The sequence below is a fragment of the Stenotrophomonas sp. STEN009 genome (assembly GCF_056760395.1).
Map to the genome: position 1 here is coordinate 1 of NZ_JBRRES010000038.1, position 18,563 is coordinate 18,563.

13 protein-coding genes are annotated in these 18,563 nt (G+C 67.2%); 8 read left to right on the top strand and 5 right to left on the bottom strand.

The window, feature by feature from the left end:
* Positions 1–197: 197 nt before the first annotated feature.
* The 7 genes from phoR to lpxH all read left to right on the top strand — a co-directional run bounded on the left by phoR (position 198) and on the right by lpxH (position 11,363).
* Positions 198–1,526 (top strand): phosphate regulon sensor histidine kinase PhoR, encoded by a 1,329-nt coding sequence (gene phoR / locus ACVOMM_RS15735; protein ID WP_053519437.1) that lies wholly within the window; start codon positions 198–200, stop codon positions 1,524–1,526.
* A gap of 4 nt (positions 1,527–1,530) precedes the next feature.
* Positions 1,531–3,618 carry a polyphosphate kinase 1 gene (gene ppk1, locus ACVOMM_RS15740; RefSeq protein WP_053519438.1) on the top strand — a complete coding sequence of 696 codons (2,088 nt, stop codon included), beginning with the start codon at positions 1,531–1,533 and terminating at the stop codon, positions 3,616–3,618.
* Between the two features lie 364 nt (positions 3,619–3,982).
* Complete coding sequence (gene ppx, locus ACVOMM_RS15745; RefSeq protein ID WP_053519439.1) at positions 3,983–5,509, top strand: exopolyphosphatase; 1,527 nt, start codon at positions 3,983–3,985, stop codon at positions 5,507–5,509.
* Between the two features lie 292 nt (positions 5,510–5,801).
* Positions 5,802–8,732: a TonB-dependent receptor domain-containing protein gene (locus tag ACVOMM_RS15750; RefSeq protein WP_481526483.1), complete on the top strand. Its 2,931-nt coding sequence runs from the start codon at positions 5,802–5,804 to the stop codon at positions 8,730–8,732.
* 166 nt (positions 8,733–8,898) lie between these two features.
* Positions 8,899–10,044, top strand: a complete 1,146-nt coding sequence (locus tag ACVOMM_RS15755) for a glycosyltransferase family 4 protein (RefSeq protein WP_481526484.1) — start codon at positions 8,899–8,901, stop codon at positions 10,042–10,044.
* A complete protein-coding gene (locus ACVOMM_RS15760) occupies positions 10,025–10,564 on the top strand; it encodes a phosphatase PAP2 family protein (RefSeq protein WP_053519442.1) in 540 nt (179 codons plus the stop codon). Before ACVOMM_RS15755 ends, ACVOMM_RS15760 begins: the two co-directional genes overlap by 20 nt.
* A 58-nt stretch (positions 10,565–10,622) precedes the next feature.
* Positions 10,623–11,363 carry a UDP-2,3-diacylglucosamine diphosphatase gene (gene lpxH / locus ACVOMM_RS15765; protein ID WP_197572237.1) on the top strand — a complete coding sequence of 247 codons (741 nt, stop codon included), beginning with the start codon at positions 10,623–10,625 and terminating at the stop codon, positions 11,361–11,363.
* Between the two features lie 54 nt (positions 11,364–11,417).
* Here lpxH and ACVOMM_RS15770 read toward each other — a convergent pair whose 3' ends face one another.
* Positions 11,418–12,671 (bottom strand): M12 family metallo-peptidase, encoded by a 1,254-nt coding sequence (locus tag ACVOMM_RS15770; protein WP_053519444.1) that lies wholly within the window; start codon positions 12,669–12,671, stop codon positions 11,418–11,420.
* Between the two features lie 225 nt (positions 12,672–12,896).
* Between ACVOMM_RS15770 and ACVOMM_RS15775 the strand changes: the two genes are divergently transcribed.
* Positions 12,897–14,354: a DUF2235 domain-containing protein gene (locus tag ACVOMM_RS15775; RefSeq protein ID WP_481526485.1), complete on the top strand. Its 1,458-nt coding sequence runs from the start codon at positions 12,897–12,899 to the stop codon at positions 14,352–14,354.
* 42 nt (positions 14,355–14,396) lie between these two features.
* On the opposite strand, the gene ACVOMM_RS15780 is transcribed toward ACVOMM_RS15775, so the two are convergent.
* From ACVOMM_RS15780 to ACVOMM_RS15795, 4 genes are read right to left on the bottom strand one after another with little or no spacing between them, the layout of a single operon-like run.
* On the bottom strand, positions 14,397–15,218 hold the full coding sequence (locus tag ACVOMM_RS15780; protein WP_164152133.1) for a ferritin-like domain-containing protein: 822 nt from the start codon (positions 15,216–15,218) through the stop codon (positions 14,397–14,399).
* A 10-nt stretch (positions 15,219–15,228) separates the two neighbouring features.
* Positions 15,229–16,695: an amidophosphoribosyltransferase gene (gene purF / locus ACVOMM_RS15785; RefSeq protein WP_065175938.1), complete on the bottom strand. Its 1,467-nt coding sequence runs from the start codon at positions 16,693–16,695 to the stop codon at positions 15,229–15,231.
* Positions 16,696–16,725: 30 nt separating this feature from the next.
* Complete coding sequence (locus tag ACVOMM_RS15790) at positions 16,726–17,487, bottom strand: CvpA family protein (protein WP_053519448.1); 762 nt, start codon at positions 17,485–17,487, stop codon at positions 16,726–16,728.
* Between the two features lie 43 nt (positions 17,488–17,530).
* Positions 17,531–18,541, bottom strand: a complete 1,011-nt coding sequence (locus ACVOMM_RS15795) for an SPOR domain-containing protein (protein WP_253118863.1) — start codon at positions 18,539–18,541, stop codon at positions 17,531–17,533.
* Positions 18,542–18,563: the final 22 nt, after the last annotated feature.

The window sequence follows — 18,563 nt, forward strand, 5'->3', positions numbered from 1 at the left end:
CCCGCCGGCCCATCCGGGTCGACGGGTCAATGCCGGATATCTGGGGGCTCACGGGGGGGGGGGGGGTTCCCGGCTCCCCCCCCCCCCCCTGCGCCCGGGCGGGCGGCCAGCCCCCCCCCGGGGGGCGGGGGCCGGCAACTCTGCTATAACCCTTGGTTCATTCCAGTGAACCACCGCACCTCATCGACGAGACCGCAATGCCCCGCCACATCCGCTCTGCCTGGTTGAAGACGCTGGCTACCGTCGCCGCGGTACTGCTGTTCGCCGGACTGGTGGGATGGTTCACGGGCCATCTGTGGTTGTGCGTCGCACTGGGCGCGCTGGCGACGCTGGCCTGGCATTACTGGCGCTTGCGCAGCGTGCTGCGCCGGCTGACCGCGCGCCAGCGCTGGGATACCGCCGAAGGCACGGGTGTGTGGAATGAACTGGATCGCCTGCTGTACCGCAACCAGGTCGAAATGCGCGTGCGCAAGCGGCGCCTGCTGGACATGCTGCGCAGCTACCGCGCCGCGGCCGCCGCGCTGCCCGACGCAGTGGTGGTGCTCGACCGCAACAGCCAGCGCGTGCAGTGGTTCAACGAAGCGGCCACGGCCCTGCTTGGCCTGCACCACCCGGGCGACCTGGGCGAGGCCCTTGTCGAGCGGTTGCAGCCGATGCCGCTGGCCCACTGGCTGGCCGGTGGTCGCAACGCCGAGCCGATCCTGGACGTGCCCTCGCCGGTCGATCCAGCGATCCGCCTGAACCTCCGCCTGATTCCGTATTCGTCGGACTACTGGCTGCTAATCGCCCGTGATGTCAGCAAGCTGCTGCGCCTGGAGCAGGTCCGCCGCGATTTCGTCGCCAATGTTTCACATGAGCTGCGCACCCCTCTCACCGTGGTGCACGGCTACCTGGACATGATGGATCCGGAGGATTTCCCCGGCACCGGCCCGATGCTTGAAGAGATGCGCAAGCAGAGCCAGCGCATGGCCCAGCTGGTGGAAGACCTGCTGACCCTGTCGCGGCTGGAGTCGCAGGAGCACACCGAAGAGGAAGTCGTGGCCATGCAGCCGATGCTGGCCACGCTGCGTCGCGAAGCCGAGGCCCACAGCCAGGGTCGCCACCAGATCAGCATCGAGGACCTTGCCGGCGTCGACCTGCAGGGCTCGACCAAGGAGCTGCACAGCGCCTTCTCCAATCTGGTCACCAATGCAGTGCGCTACACGCCGGCCGACGGCCGCATCACCGTCGAGTTCCGTCGCGAAGGCGACGGCGCGGTGCTGGCAGTGCGCGATACCGGCTATGGCATCCCGGCAACCCACCTGCCGCGGCTGACCGAGCGCTTCTACCGCGTTTCCAGCAGCCGCTCGCGCGAGAGCGGCGGCACCGGCCTCGGCCTTTCCATCGTCAAGCACATCCTCGGCCTGCACCATGCGCGGCTGGAGATCGAAAGCGAGGTCGGCAAAGGATCGGTGTTCTCCTGTCATTTCGATGCCGACCACGTGCGCCCGCGCGAGTCCGCCCCCCTGACCTCCGTCGAAGAATGAAGCCATGAGCAGCCTCGGATCCCTCCCTCTCCCCGTGAGCCCGGACAACGATCCGCTGCGCGATCCGGCGCTGTACATCAACCGCGAACTGTCGCAGCTGGATTTCAACTTCCGCGTGCTGGCCCAGGCCATGGACCCGCAGGTGCCCCTGCTGGAGCGCCTGCGCTTCATGTGCATCTCCTGCACCAACCTCGACGAGTTCTTCGAGATCCGGGCCGCCGCTGTCCGCCACGCGCAGGAATACGGCCTGCCGCCGGCTCCGGACGGGATGAGCCCGCAGGCCATCCTCAACGCCATCCATGAACGCGCCGCCGAACTGGTGGACCAGCAGTACCGCTGCTGGAACGAGACACTGCGCCCGGCCCTGATGGATGCCGGCATCGGCGTGCTCGGCCGCCATTCGTGGAACCATCGGCAGAAGCGCTGGCTGCGGGCCTACTTCCGCAACGAGATCATGCCGGTGCTGTCGCCGCTGGGCCTGGATCCGGTGCATCCGTTCCCGAAGATCCTCAACAAGTCGCTGAACATCGTCGTCGTGCTGAAGGGCACCGATGCATTCGGCCGCGCCGGCCACCTGGCCATCGTGCGCGCACCGCGCTCGCTGCCGCGCATCATCCAGCTGCCGGAAAAACTCGGTGGCTCGCAGAACTTCGTGTTCCTGTCCTCGGTGCTGTCCACCTTCGTGGATGAACTGTTCCCGGGCATGGAAGTCCAGGGCGCCTACCAGTTCCGCGTGACCCGCAATTCCGAGCTGGTGGTGGACGAGGAGGAAGTGGAGAACCTGGCGCTGGCACTGCGCGATGAACTGGTCGACCGCGGCTACCGGCCGGCGGTGCGGCTGGAAATCGCCCATGACATGCCGCGCGAGATCGTGCGTACCCTGCTGCAGAACTTCGGCCTGACCGAGAACGCGGTGTATCGCATCGATGGCCCGGTCAACCTCAACCGCATCATCCAGCTGTACGACCTCATCGCGCAGCCAGACCTGAAATATCCGCCGATGACGCCGCGCACGCTGCGCGACACCGATGGCATCTTCGAGACCGTGGCGCGCCAGGACCTGCTGCTGCACCATCCCTTCGATGCGTTCGCCGCGGTCCTCGACCTGATCCGCCAGGCGGCGCTGGATCCGAACGTGCTGGCGATCAAGCAGACCCTGTACCGCACGGGCAAGGATTCGCTGATCGTCGATGCGCTGATCCAGGCTGCACGTGCCGGCAAGGATGTGACCGTGGTGGTCGAGCTGCGCGCACGCTTCGATGAAGAGGCCAACCTCGGGCTGGCCGATCGCCTGCAGGAAGCCGGCGTACAGGTGGTGTATGGCGTGGTCGGCTACAAGACCCATGCCAAGATGCTGCTGATCGTGCGTCGCGAAGGCCGCAAGCTGCGCCGTTACGTGCACCTGGGCACCGGCAACTACCACAGCGGTACGGCGCGCGCGTACACCGACATCAGCCTGATCACCGCCGACGCGGACATCGGCAATGATGTGCACCTGCTGTTCCAGCAGCTGTCCGGGCTGGCCTCGAAGATGAAGCTCAAGCGCCTGCTGCAGTCGCCCTTCACCCTGCATACCGGCATCCTGGCGCGGATCGAGCGCGAGACGCGCATCGCGGCCGCGGGCCGCCCGGCACGCATCATCGCCAAGATGAACGCCCTCAACGAGGCCCAGGTAATCCGCGCGCTGTACGCCGCCTCGCAGGCCGGAGTGCAGATCGACCTGATCATCCGTGGCGCCTGCACCCTGCGTCCCGGCGTCCCGGGCGTGTCCGACAACATCCGTGTCCGCTCCATCGTCGGCCGCTTCCTGGAACACAGCCGGGTCTACTGGTTCGGCAACGATGGTGCGCCCGAACTGTACTGCGCGAGCGCCGACTGGCTGGAGCGCAACCTGCTGCGGCGGGTCGAGACCTGCTTCCCGATCCTGGATCCGACGCTGGCCAAGCGGGTCTACCGCGAAGTCCTGCAGAACTATCTGGACGACAACCTCAACGCCTGGGAACTGGATGCCGATGGCATCTATCACAAGCGTGCCCCGGCCCACGACGAGGCCCCGCATTCGGCGCAGATGGCATTGATGCAGGGTCTCTGACCCGGTAGGTGCCGGCCTTGGTCGGCACAATGCGTCCAATGTAGAACACCGGGGTCAGAGCCCGTTGCGCAGCAACGGGATCCGACCCCGTGTCGTTCCGGCAGACCGCGGCCAACTGTCGAAGGCGGGGTGGGTCCGGTTGAGGGGGTGTGAGCGGCATGGATGCCGCGACCAAGCCCCCAGGGATGGGTTTACGGCGTCCCCCTCATCCGGACCCCCCCCGCCATCCCTCAGAAAACCCGCTTTTGACGTTGACGTTGACGTTGACCTTGCCGGCCAGCGGCCGGCACTACCGAACGCCCCCCGACAAAATGTGAAGGCCATGCGGTGACGAGCACACCGCCCCTTCGGCTAACATTCGCCCATGCCGCATACCACCACGACTCCGCCCGCATTGCAGGATGGCGACCTGCTGGCCGCCATCGACCTTGGCTCCAACAGTTTCCACATGGTCATCGCGCGCTACACGCTCGGCCAGCTGCGGGTGATCGACCGCCTGCGCGAAACCGTGCGCATGGCCGACGGTCTGGATGGCAAGGGGGGCCTGTCGGCTGCGGCACGGCAACGCGCACTGGAATGCCTGGCCCGCTTCGGCCAGCGCATCCGCAATGTCCCGTCGCACCGCGTGCGTGCACTGGCCACCAATACCGTGCGGCAGCTGCGTTCACCGCAGTCGTTCCTGGTTCCCGCCGAAACCGCGCTGGGACATGCCATCGAAGTGGTGAGCGGCCGCGAGGAGGCGCGCCTGATCTACCTGGGCGTCGCCCATGCCCAGCCGCCCAAACCGGGCGAGCGCCGACTGGTGATCGACATCGGCGGTGGCTCGACCGAGTTCATCATCGGCATGGGCATGCAGACCCTCGAGCGCGAGAGCCTGCAGGCCGGCTGCATTGCCAGCACCCGCCGCTTCTTTCCGGGCGGCAAGCTCAGCAAGAAGCGCTGGAAGGATGCACTGGCCGAGATCGGTCGCGAGTTCCAGCCCTTCGCCAGCAAGTACCGTGCGCTGGGCTGGCAGGAGGCACTGGGTTCTTCGGGCACCCACAAGGCGATCAGCGAGATCTGCGCGACGATGAAGCTGAGCAAGGGGGCGATCACCGCCGAAGCCCTGCCACAGCTGCGCGACGAGCTGCTCAAGGCCAAGAAGATCGACGACATCGTGCTGCCGGGCCTGTCCAGCGATCGCCGCCCGATCATCGCGGGCGGCATCCTGGTGCTGGAGGCGGCCTTCCAGGCGCTGGGCCTGCAGAAGCTGCTGGTCAGCAAGGCCGCGATGCGCGAAGGCATCCTTTACGACATCGTCGGCCGTGCCGGCGAGAACGACCTGCGCGACGAATCGGTCGCTGCGCTCACCCACCGTTACGGCATCGACACCGTCCAGGCCGACCGCGTGCAGGACACCGCCCTGTCGCTGCTGGAGCAGGTGCAGGAACGCTGGAAGCTCGACGCTGACGATGCCCGCATGCTCGGCTGGGCGGCACGCCTGCATGAGCTGGGGCTGATGATCGCCCACAGCGGCTATCACGTGCATGGCAGCTACGTGCTGGAACACTCGGACATCGCCGGCTTCTCGCGGCAGGAGCAGCAGATGCTGGCGGCCCTGGTCCGCAGCCATCGCCGCAGCGTGGGCAAGACCGCGTTCGACGCCCTGCCCGAGCGCCTGCTGCTGACCGCGCGGCGGCTGGCCGCGCTGCTGCGCCTGGCGGTGCTGCTCAACCGTGCCCATGAGGACGCTCCGCTGCCGCCGCTGGAACTGACCGCCGATGACAACCGGTTGTCGCTGATCGTGCCGCAGGCGTTCATCGACGCCCGGCCGCTGCTGCGCGCCGACCTGATCGGCGAGACCGACGGCATCGCCGGCCTCGGCATCCAGTTCCGTCCCTTCGTTGCCTGAATACGCGCGCCTCGGCGTTACATTCGGTGACACTTTGCGCAATCTGGCGGCTTTTCCTGCTGCATCGCGTCAGCCGGTCGTTGGCGGTCCATTCGCGACGGCACCGTAAGCGATTGCTTTTGTTCATTTTTTGTGAGGATTTGTGACAAGGCGTTAATTTGTTCGACACACCCTCTTTACACAGCATTAACCAACGAGACTACTATCGGGTTGCTGGTCCGGTCGCACGACCTTCCGGCTTCTTCGACGCCCTTTTTGGCGTCCGTTGCACGACCTGAGAGAGAGAGCTCGTATGACTTCACGCACCACCGCCCTGGGGCAGGCGATCCGCTATGCCCTGGCTACCACTGCAACGCTGGCGGCACTGCCCGCGTTCGCCCAGAGCGAAAGCACTGCTTCGCCGACCAACCTGGACCGTATCGAGATCACCGGTTCGCGTATCCGTCAGGTCGACGTGGAAACCGCCCAGCCGGTGTTCGCGATCAGCCGCAACGATATCGAGCGCCAGGGCTTCAGCTCGGTTGCCGACATCCTGCAGAACGTCACCGCGATGGGCAGCCCGGCAATCAGCCGCGCCAACGCGCTGACCGCAGGCGAGAACGCGGGCGGCACCTACATCGACATGCGCAACCTGGGCACGCAGCGCACGCTGGTGCTGGTCAACGGCAAGCGCCTGGGCATCAGCACGTCCGGCTACCAGGACGTTTCCTCCCTGCCGGTGTCGGCAGTGGAGCGCATCGAGGTGCTGAAGGACGGCGCTTCTGCGATCTATGGTTCGGATGCCATGGCTGGCGTGGTCAACATCATCACCCGCTCCAACGTCACCGGCGTGACCGCCAACGTCTACCACGGCCAGTACAGCGAGGGCGACGGCGCGCGCGACCGCTTCGCCGTGGTCGCCGGCTGGAACAACGACCGCATCTCGCTGACCCTGTCGGCCGAGCATGCAGAAGAGAAGGGCGTGTGGGCACGTGACCGCGGCTTCAGCCAGTACGGCATGACCGATCGCCACCCGAACGACAGCAGCAACTGGACCACCATCAGCCAGTACGGCCAGTTCACCGGCGTGCGCGGTCCCGGCTGCAATGCGACGCCTCCGGCAGGCTGTGGCTACTCGCTCAACCGTGGCACGGACCCGACCAATCCGGCCAATTACCACCTCACCAACTCCACGCCCTTCACCGGTGACGTGAGCAACGCCAACGACCAGATGCACGTGATGTACCCGGTCAAGCGCGACTCGATCTACTTCGACGGCCGGTTCAAGATCACCGACAACGTCAACTTCCGCACCGAGCTGGGCTACAACCAGCGCGAGTCCACCCGCCAGATCGCGGGCTATCCGCTGCAGTCGAGCACCGCCGGTGTCGGCTCCATGTCGATCGACAGCTACTTCAACCCGTTCGGCAACCAGCACGGCTTCGCCACCCCGACTGCGGTGGCCTGGAACCGCCGCACCTGGGAAGTGCCGCGCGTGACCACCAGCGAGCTGAAGACCTACCGCGCGGTGGCGTCGTTCGACGGCTCGTTCGATATCGGCGAGCGTTACTTCGACTGGGAAGTGGGCTACCAGTACAACCGCAACGAGCTGGAATCGGTGGCGACCGGCAACCTGCACAAGGGTCGCGTCGCGGCCGGCGTAGGTCCGTCCTTCTTCAACGCCGCCACCGGCAAGGTACAGTGCGGCACGGCCGCTGCTCCGATCTCCTACGACGTCTGCAAGCCGTGGAACCCGCTGGTTCCGTACGGCACCACCGCTGCCGATGGCATCTATGGCAACGAAGAACTGCAGGCGTGGCTGTTCCCGGATGAGATCACCAAGGGCCGCACCACCTCCAAGAACTTCTTCGCCAGCATCGCGGGCAGCATCGTGACCCTGCCGGCCGGTGACCTCGGCTTCGCCTTCGGCGTGGAAAGCCGCAAGGAAGAAGGCAAGTACACCCCGGATGCCCTGGCCCAGACCGGCGCCACCACCAACCTCGCGGCTGGCCCGACCGGTGGCGACTACACCGTCAATGAAGCCTACCTGGAAGTGAACGTTCCGGTGCTGGCCGATCTGCCGGGCGCGAAGGAACTGAGCTTCAACGGTGCTACCCGTTTCTCGGACTACAACACCTTCGGCAACACCCTCAACAGCAAGTTCGGCTTCAAGTGGAAGCCGATCGACTCGCTGATGGTGCGTGGCACCTGGGCGGAGGGCTTCCGCGCCCCGACCATCAACGATCTGTTCGGTGGTGGCTCCGAGACCTTCGCGCAGTTCAGCGATCCGTGCGACACCCGCTTCGGTTCCTCGGCCTCCAGCGCCGAAGTCCGTTCGCGTTGCGCCCGCGACATCGCCAATGCCGATACCTTCCGCCAGCTGCGCCAGGGCGGCACTCCGGTGAACACCTCCACCGATGCCACGCCGGTGCCGTTCACTTCCGGCTCGAATCCGCTGCTGACTCCGGAAACCTCGACCAGCAAGACGCTGGGCCTGGTCTGGAGCCCGAGCTTCATCCAGGGCTTCAACGCCTCGCTGGACTGGTGGAAGATCCGCATCGACAACACGATCATTGCCGATACGCCGACCCAGATCCTGCAGGACTGCTACGAAGCAGGCATCGATTCGCGCTGCACGCGCTTCCAGCGTGACCCGGTGACGGGCATCGTGACCAACCTGAAGTTCGGCAACCGCAATGCGGGCTTCATGGAAACCGAAGGTTACGACCTGGATGTGAGCTACCGTCTGGACACCCGGTTCGGCAAGTTCAACGTGAATTCGGCCACCACCTACGTGTCCAGTGCGACCTACCGCACCTCGAACGACAGCTCGATCGTTCCGATCGTCACCAACGGCATCGGCAGCGCCTTCCGCGTCCGCTCCAACCTGGCGCTGGGCTACGATCTGGGTGACTTCGGCGTGACCTGGACCGCGCGCTACTACTCGGGCGTGAAGGAGACCTGCTCCAACATCGGTCTGTATCCGGACGAGTGCTCCGATCCGGGCGTGTATGCACCGTGGTACAAGGGCTCGCGCAACTACAACGAGCGTGGTTCGGTGACCTTCCACGACGTGCAGTTCCGCTACAACCTGCCGTGGGATGCGACCGTCGCCGTCGGCGCCAACAACGTGTTCGAGAAGTCCGGCCCGATCATGTACAGCAAGCCGAACTCCGCGTTCTCGTACTACGGTGGCTACGACATCGGTCGTTTCATCTACATGAAGTACCAGCAGCGCTTCTGATCGATCGCACTGCGACGCTCCACGACCACGGCCCTTCGGGGCCGTGGTTTTTTCTGGCCCCGGCCCCGCAGCCGGCACTCCTGCGCGTCTGTCATGCCTGTGTCGCCAAGCCGTCATGTCGGCTACATCGCCAGGCCCGAGCATGCCGGGAAACCGGAGGCCCGCCATGCGCTATGCCATCGTCACCGAGACGTATCCGCCGGAAGTCAACGGCGTCGCACTGACCGTGCAGGGACTGGAACAGGGCCTGCGGACGGCCGGGCACGAGATCGACCTGATCCGGCCACGCCAGGCCAGTGAAGCGCTGGATTCCGCTCCCGGTACCCTGCTGGTGCCCGGCGCCGCCCTGCCCCGCTATCCCGGCTTGCGGTTCGGCCTGCCGGCCCCGATCCGGCTCGGTCGCCACTGGCAGCAGCAGCGCCCGGATGCGATCTATGTCGCTACCGAAGGCCCGCTGGGCTGGTCGGCGCTGCGTACCGCGCGGCGCCTCGGCATCCCGGTAGCCAGTGGCTTCCACACCCGCTTCGACGAGTATCTGCCGGACTACGGGGTCGCCTGGCTGCAGGCCGCCGCGATGCGCTGGATGCGCCGCTTCCACAACCAGGCCGACGCCACCCTCGTGCCCACCCGCGAGCTCCAACAGTTCCTTGCCGAACAGGGCTTCGAGCGCGTTCGGCTGCTGGCCCGCGCGGTCGACAGCCAGCAGTTCGACCCGGGCCGGCGTGACCCCACCCTGCGCGAGGAATGGGGCATCGACGGCAACGGCCTGGCAGCGATCTACGTTGGCCGCATCGCCGCCGAGAAGAACCTCGGACTGGCCGTGAAGGCGTTCCGCCGCCTGCAGCAGATACGGCCGAAGGCACGCTTCGTCTGGGTCGGCGACGGGCCCGCACGGGAGAAGCTGGCGCATGAGAACCCCGACTTCATCTTCTGCGGCATCCAGCGCGGCGAAGCGCTGGCCCGCCATTTCGCCAGCGGCGATCTGTTCCTGTTCCCCAGCCGCAGCGAGACCTTCGGCAACGTGACCCTGGAAAGCATGGCCAGCGGCCTGGCCACGGTGGCCTTCGATTACGGCGCGGCGCGTGAGTACCTGCGCAACGGCGAGAACGGTGCCGCCGTGGACCACGACGAGCAGTTCGTCGAAGCGGCCGTGCAGCTGGCCAGCGATGACACGCTGCGCCGCGAACTGGGCAGCCAGGCCGCACGGGCGATGAAGCGGCTGCATCCGCAGCAGGTGGTGGCCGAGTTCGATGCGCTGCTGGCCGAGCTGGCGAACACCCGGAGGATTGGCCATGCGCACCACGCCGCTTGAACTGCTGCGCGGCAGCGAAACACGCCTGTGCCGGCGGGCGAACCACTATTGCCGGCGCCGCCGCGTGCGCCGTCTGTTCTCGATCATCAGCCGGCTCGGCGACGGCGTGTTCTGGTACGTGCTGATGGGTGTGCTGGTGGCGATCGATGGCTTCGACGGGCTGCGCGCATCGGTGCACATGGCCGCCACCGGCCTGGCCGCGCTGCTGCTGTACAAGGGCCTCAAGCGCTGGACCCGGCGCCCCCGCCCGTATGCCGCGGATCTGCGCATCCGGGCCTGGGTGGCCCCGCTGGACGAGTTCAGTTTCCCGTCCGGGCATACCCTGCACGCGGTGTCGTTCACCATCGTGGCGTTGGCCTATTACCCCTGGCTGGCGCCGCTGCTGGTGCCGTTCACCCTCGGCGTGGGCCTGTCGCGGGTCGTGCTGGGCCTGCATTACCCCAGCGATGTGCTGGCCGCCACCGGCATCGCCGCACTGCTGGCGTCGGCCAGCCTGGCCTGGCTGCCGCTGCCGGTGTGATGCGCTCGCCGGCCATGGCCCGGCGCTACCGGTATCCGCGATGACCTAGAATGCAGGCATGACCACGCTGTTCATTTCCGACCTGCACCTGGACCCGAGCCGTCCGGAAATCACCGACCTGTTCCTGCGTTTCCTGCGCGAACAGGCGCCCGGCGCGGACGCGCTGTACATCCTGGGCGATCTGTTCGAGGCCTGGATCGGCGACGACACGCCCTCACCCGCCGCCGATGCGGTGGCGGACGCATTGAGGACGCTCGCCGACAGCGGCGTGCCGGTGTACTTCATCCGCGGCAACCGCGATTTCCTGCTTGGCGAAGACTACGCACGCCGCGCCGGCCTGCGCATCCTGCCCGACCCCTGCGTGATCGAGCTGTACGGCCGTGCCGTGCTGCTGCAGCACGGCGATCTGCTGTGCACCGACGACATTCCCTACCAGCAGTTCCGCGCACAGACGCGCGATCCGGCCTTCCAGGCGCAGTTCCTCTCGCAACCGCTGGCCGCACGCATTGCCTTCGCACAGAAGGCCCGTGAAGCGAGCCAGGCACGGCAGTCGGAAATGAAACAGGGCGACCGCGTGCAGTTCGAGACAGTAACCGACGTGGCCCCGGCCGAAGTGGAGGCCACCTTCATCCGTCACGGCGTGGACACCATGATCCACGGCCACACCCACCGCCCTGCAATCCATGCGCTGCAGGCCGGCGGACGCAGCTGCACCCGCATCGTTCTGGGTGACTGGTACGAGCAGGGCTCGGTACTGCGCGTGACCCCACAGGGCTGGACGCTGGATTCGCTGACCTGAGGCCCGTCCATCCAAGGCAGCGCACGACCCCGGGTCGTGCGCCCCGAGTACCGGTTACCGGAAGCCGGCGATGGTGTGCTTGGTATTGACCAGCACGCGCTGGTTGTCGGCGGTGCTGGCAGTGCCCATCGGGATGCCGTTGTAGCTGATGTTCGGATTGGACCAGTAATTCAGGCGCGGGCAGCTGCGGGTGCAGTTGTACGCCATGATGGTGCGCCAGCCGGTACCGCTGGACGGCTCATAGCGATAGCCATGGCCATAGGCGTACGGCGACGTGCTCGGATCGTTGGCGAGATCGTGCCGCGCGCTCTGCAGGTGGCCGATCTCGTGGGCGAACGAGTAGTAGCCGGTCGCGCAATCCCAGTACACCGCCGCGAATGCGGTGGATGCGCTTGAGCCGATGCCCGAGGCCAGGCCGCAGTACGACGCGTTGTTGATCAGCAGCACGCCGACATCGGCCGTGTAGGTATTGCGGCTGCTGTGGATGCTGTCCATGTAGCCGTCGCTGGTGCCGCGGAAACGTGCCAGATCGGTATTGAAGTCGCCGGATTCGCTGTAACTGGTGGTCTCGTAGCGGGCCAGCTGCAGCGTCAGGCCGACATTGCTGTTGGTGTAGCCCTGGTTCGACTCGGCGACCGCCAGCTGCACCAGCGACTGCATGTTGCCGCCATAGGCGGCGACGGCGGCATTGGTGGCCACCACCAGTACGCGGATGGTCGCCGGCGTTCCCGAAGACGCCTGGGCAATGCCGATGCGGTCATCGGCCGGCAGCGGAATCTTCGGCAACTGGTTGTAGTCGGCCGGGTGGTCGGCCGGCATCCGCGATTCATCCACTTCCACCAGGACGTGGCGGTTGCCGAGCGGACGCAGCCGGTAGAGTTTGCCGTCCTTGCGGATCGAGCCGGTCAGCGTGTCGCCGGAGCGGACCAGGATCACCGAATTGCCAGGGTCATCCTGTCCATTGGAGGTGGCCGCCTGCAGCCTGCCCGACGCGGAGCGGAGCTGGCCGTACCAGACAGAGCCGCCGTCGGGCAGCGTTTCGACCTTGCTGCGTACCGCCTGCACCCGCTGGCCAAGCAGCTCGAACTCCAGCTGCGGCTGCGCGGTGGCAGCGGCATCGACCCGCACCTCCTGCACGGCGGCCGTGGACGGCGTCGCCAGCAACCGGCCCAGCGCAGGTTCACTGCTTGCCGATGCACGACTGAGTACCGTCACCGGCTCGAACAACGGTGCAGCACCGGCGGCCGCAACCACCGACATTCCCAGCAACAGGCCACCCGCCGTCTTGCCAATCGATCTGGACATCATTTCGTCGCTCCTTGAATGAAGTGAACAGCAGTGATGCAGCACGACCCGTTGTGTCGGGTCCGGCCATCTGGCCTGCGCAGGTCGTGTGAATTCAATAGGCGGTCGGAATGAGAATCTGGATCTGTGATCGACCGCATCTGCGTTCAGTCACGTCAACAGCGTCGCTACACTTCGCCAACACACCGCTTTCGCGCTACCGTGACGTAGCCACGACGGGGAATGCACATGGCACCAGCGCAGGACACCCATGACGATGCCGCCGTGCTGCGGATTGGTCTGTTCTTCGATGGCACCCGCAACAACGCGCACAACCTGGCGCGCGGACACGTCCAGGTGCCGCAACCCCGCCCTGCCGTGCTGCGCGCCGACGATGATTCGACCTATCAGAGCCGGCTGACCAGCAGCTACGACAATGGCCTGACCAACGTCGCACGGCTGCACCGGTTGTATCCGGACAGCCGCCAGGAGACGCTGCCGTTCCCCTCGCTGGCCATCTACGTGGAAGGGGTGGGCACCCGCGATGATGCCGAAGACGATCTGCTGGGACTGGCCTTCGGCATCGGCGCCAGCGGTGTGCGTGCCAAGGTCGAGCGCGCGCTCAACGAGCTGTTGCCGGCAGCATTGACCAGCGTGTCCGCGCGCTGGCACAGGCCCGTGCAGGGCGTGCAGCTGGATCTGTTCGGATACTCGCGCGGGGCGGCGGCGGCGCGCGATACCGCCAACCGCTTGCAGGCCTGGGATACGGCCCGCTGGCAGCAACTGCTGCAGGACGCGGGGCTGGTGTGCGCCGCCGGCTTCGCGCCGGCACGGCCGCTGCTGCGCTTCATCGGCCTGTTCGACACGGTCGTCGCCGTAAGCGGGGGAAGAGCCGATGAGCGACCACGCGTCGCCCTCGCCGCCGACATCGCCGGACGTGTCGTGCAGCTGGTCGCGCGCGACGAACATCGCCAGCACTACCCGCTCACGCGGGTGGCCGCGGCGCACGTGGAGATCGCACTGCCCGGCGTGCACGCCAACATCGGCGGTGGCTACAACCAGACAGAGGAAGGACCGAAGCTGCTCAGTCGCCCACGCCGGCAGCAGCTGCGCCGGCCAAGCGTGGCCGACTACCAGGTCCCCCCGCTGGCACAGCTTCAGGCCACGACGGTGTACGCCGAGGCGCAGGCGGATGCCGAACGCTGGCGGCAGCAGCTCGGGCTGGGCGAAAAGGAAGTCTGGGTCGATGTCTGGCACCAGTGGCAGCAGCAACGCCGCGCCGGCAGCCGCAGCGTGCTGCTGTCGCCGGTGTTGTACGTCACCGCGGCAGTGGTGCTGCGTCGGCGCATCGACTGGCGTTACCAGCTGGTGGCCCTGCAGGTGATGCAGCAGCAGGCCATCGCCGCCGGCGTACGCTGGCGCGCAGATGCCAACGCGGTTGCCGGCTGGGAACTGCCCGAAGCACTGCTGCCGATCGCGCGCCGGCTGATGGCCGGCCAGGCCCTCACCCCGGCCCAGGAAGCACTGCTGCGCAGGCGCTACCTGATGCAGTCGGCACACTGGAATTTCGACGCTCTGGGCGATACCGCGCTGACCTATGCGGCCGATGCCGGCGTGAGCGAGCTGCCGTATCGACCCGGTCCCGGCCTGTTCTACATCAACCGCCCCACCGTGGATGGCAAGCGGGTGGTGCTGCCGAACACATGAGACGCGCCCGCGCGGGACGGGAAGGGGCTCCCGCGTTGCCGGTCAGCCGGCCTGTTCGACCAGGTTGGCCAGTTCGTCGGCATCGAAACCGGCCAGCAGGCGGGCTTCCAGGTTGAACGGACCGTGCAGGTAACCGCCTGCGAACTCGACCAGCAGTGCCTTGAAGCGTGCGCGCGGTTCAACGCCGGCACGTTCGCAGTACCAGCGGTACCAGCGCGAACCTGCGGCGACGTGCGCCACTTCCTCGCGCAGGATGATCTCCAGCACATCCGCGGTCTCGCCATCGCCGACGTTGCGCAGCTTGTCGATCATGCCCGGTGTCACGTCCAGGCCACGCGCTTCCAGTACGCGGGGCACCAGCGCCATGCGTGCCAGGCCGTCATGTGCGGTCTTCTCGCACATCTCCCACAGGCCGTTATGCGCAGGGAAGTCGGCGTAGTCGTGGCCATGTGCCAGCAAGCGCTCACGCAACAGCATGAAATGCCGCGACTCGTCATCGGCACAACTGACCCAGTCGGCATGGAAGGCTGCGGGCAGGCCGCGGAAGCGATACACGGCATCCCAGGCCAGATCGATCGCATTGAGTTCGATGTGGGCGATGGCATGGATGAAGGCGGCGCGCCCTTCCACCCCACCGAGGCCACGCCGCGGCACCTCGCGCGGATGGACCAGTACCAGGCGGTCCGGTCTGCCCGGCATCCGGATCGGCTCCGGTGGCGGCGCATCCACCGCCACCTTCAGCCGCCCCGCGCGGAATGCCGCGGCATGAGCCTGGGTCAAGGCCACCTTGCGCAGCGGATCGGCTTCTGCAAGGCACTGCTGCGCGGCACGCAGCAGGTCGCCACCGACGTCGGCCTCGACCACGCCCTTGGCCTCAGGCGCGGCGCTTGTGCTTGGCGTCGTCCGAACGCAGTTGCTGGATGCGCTCGAAATAGCCCGGTTCGATGCCGGTGGGATAGTGGCCGTTGAAGCAGGACGAGTCGAAGTTGCGCAGTGCGGGGTTGCCCTCGCTCACGGCCGCTTCCATGTCTTCCAGATCCTGGTAGATCAGCCAGTCGCAGCCCAGGTGGGCCTCGATTTCTTCCACGCTGCGGTTGTGCGCGACCAGTTCTTCGGCGGCCGGCATGTCGATGCCGTAGATGTTCGGGAAGCGCACCGGCGGCGCGGCACTGGCCAGGTAGACCTTGCGTGCGCCCGCATCACGGGCCATCTGCACGATCTGCTGGCTGGTGGTGCCACGCACGATCGAGTCGTCCACCAGCAGCACCACCCGGTTGCGGAACTCCAGGTGGATCGGGTTGAGCTTGCGCCGCACCGACTTCACCCGCTCACCCTGCCCCGGCATGATGAAGGTGCGGCCGATATAGCGGTTCTTGATGAAGCCTTCGCGGTACTTCACCCCGAGCACATTGGAGATTTCCAGCGCCGCATCGCGCGAGGTGTCCGGAATCGGGATGATGGTGTCGATGTCGTGGTCCGGGCGCAGGCGCAGGATCTTCTCGCCCAGCTTGATGCCCATGCGCATGCGCGCCTTGTGCACCGAGACATTGTCGATCATCGAATCCGGGCGGGCGAAGTACACGTACTCGAAGATGCACGGCGTATGCTCGGCCGGTTCGGCGCAGATTTCCGAGAACAGCTCGCCACGCGCGGTGATGACCAGCGCTTCGCCCGGCTGCACGTCGCGTACGCGCTGGAAGCCGAGCACGTCCAGTGCGGCCGATTCGGAAGCGACGATGTACTCGTCGCCCTCGGCATGGCTGCGCTTGCCCAGCACCAGCGGACGGATGCCATGCGGATCGCGGAAGGCAACCAGTCCCAGGCCCAGCACCACGCTGACCACCGCGTAGCCGCCCTTGCAGCGACGATGCACCCCGGCCACCGCGCGAATGGCGGCTTCCGGACTGAGCTGGCGCTGCTGTTCCAGTTCGTAGGCGAACACGTTCAGCAGCACTTCGCTGTCCGAATCGGTGTTGACGTTGCGGCGGTCCTGCTCGAACACCTGCTGGCGCAGAGCCTCGGTGTTGATGAGGTTGCCGTTGTGCGCCAGGGCGATGCCATACGGCGAATTGACGTAGAACGGCTGCGCCTCGTCCATGCCTTCCGAACCGGCCGTGGGATACCGCACGTGGGCGATGCCGACGCTGCCCTCCAGGGTGGACATGGTGCGTGCGTCGAACACGTCGCGGACCAGGCCGTTGGCCTTCTGCACCCGCAGGCGGCTGCCGTTGGCGGTGGCGATGCCTGCCGCGTCCTGGCCGCGATGCTGGAGGACGGTCAAGCCGTCATACAACTGCCCGGCGACGTTCTGGTTGCCGACGATTCCGACGATGCCACACATGGTGCGAGGTCTCCGCTGGGCTGTGCCCAGTTACAAGGAAGGTGGCCGTGCCTGGCCTGGGGTCCCGCCCGCGGCAGGCGCGGGCCGGGCCGGACGCGCGGGCGCCGGCTCGATGTTGCTGGGCAGTGTGGGGGCCGGCCGGGGCTCCCGCTCCACGTCCACGGGCCGCGGCCATCCGCCGCCCGCCACTACCTCGTTGAGAACGCCATTATCGCCTGTCGGCGCCGGCTTGCCCAATACCTGCGAGGAGGTGGGGGCATTCTCGAGCAGGGGCAAGGGCAGTGCCCCCGGCAGCAGGCCGTCCAGTGGCAGCGCCTGTGGCAGCATGCCGTCCAGCTGCGGCAGCTGGGCCTGCATCCAGGCCACCGCCGGCTGCAGCAACGGCCGCACCTGCGACTGCTGCCATGCCGGCTCAGCCGGCAACGCGGTGAAACCGGCCAGCAGCAACAGCACGCTGGCGAAGAACAGGCCGCGGACCAGGCCCAGGGCACCGCCCAGCAGGCGATCCACGCCGCCCAACAGGGTCAGTTTGATCGCTGCCTTCAGCAACAGCCCGACCAGCCCGACCGCCACCACGGTGAGCACGAACACCCCCAGATAGCCGGCCAGATAGTGACCCGTGCCGGGTGGCTGGGGCGCCGCCCACCAGTGCGATGCCTCGTTGCCGAAGGTGAACGCCATCCAGCCGGCCAGCAGCCAGGACACCAGCGCGACCACGGTGCCGACGAAACCGCGGATGAAGCCGAACAGCACCGACGCACCGATCAGCACGCCCAGCACGATGTCGATCACGCTGCCCGCTCCTGCCGACGACAGCGGCGGACAGCGCGCGTGATCACGGGTGCGGTCGGACCATGCCGGCCACGCCGACCTTGGCCGCCACCTGGGCCTTCAGCTGCTCGGCATCGGCGCGGTTGGCCACCGGCCCGACGCGCACGCGATGCAGGGTGCCCTTTTCGGTGCGGACCTGCTCGACAAAGGCACTGAATCCGGCAGCGCGCACCTTGTCGCGCAGCGCGTTGGCGTCGTTGGCCTGGCCGAACGCCCCCAGCTGGACCGCGAAACCAACACCGCCCGCCGCCGGCGCGGCCGGGGTTTGCGGTTGCGGCTTTGGCTCGGGCTTGGCGACCGGCTTCGTCGCCTCCGGCGTCGCCGTTGCCTTCGGTGCTTCAGGCTTGGCGACCGGCGTGCTGGGCGGCAGGCTCTCGCTGCGCACCGGGTTGCCCGTGGCCGACGGCGTGGACGCCGCCGCCGGGGTGCTGGCCGACGGTGCCGCCGGCGCCGGAGCAGCGGCGGCCGGTGCAGCCGCAGCTGCGGGCGCATCCAGCGTGATCACCTCGGCATGGACGTCGGAGCGGATCTTCACCGCCTGCAGGCGGGCCGCCTCGGCCTGGGCGCGATCGGCATACGGTCCGACGCGCACGCGCCACGCCTGCCGGCCGTTGATGGTCGCCGCCTCGGCAAAGCCCGGCAGCTGCGAACGCTTCAGATAGGCGATCACCGCATCGGCGTCGGCCTTGCTGCCATAGGCGCCGAATGTCACCGCATAGTTGCCGGCAGCCACCGCCGGCGAGGTGTCCACGGTCGGCGGCGTGGCGGGCGTGGCTGCGTCCTGCAGTGGTGCGGCCTGGCCACTCTGCAGGCCGGTGGCACCCCCGGCCGGGGCGACCAGCGGCAGCTCACGGGTCTCGAACTGGCCGTCGGCGGGCGCATTGGGCGCTGCGATCGGCACACTGGCGACGCCACTGTCCGGCGCCGGCCCCTTCACCAGCATCGGCAGGAAGATCACGGCGAGTGCCACCAGCACGATGGCACCAATCAATCGCTGTTTCAGAGGCGTATCCACGTGAGGCAGGCAACTGTCCGGG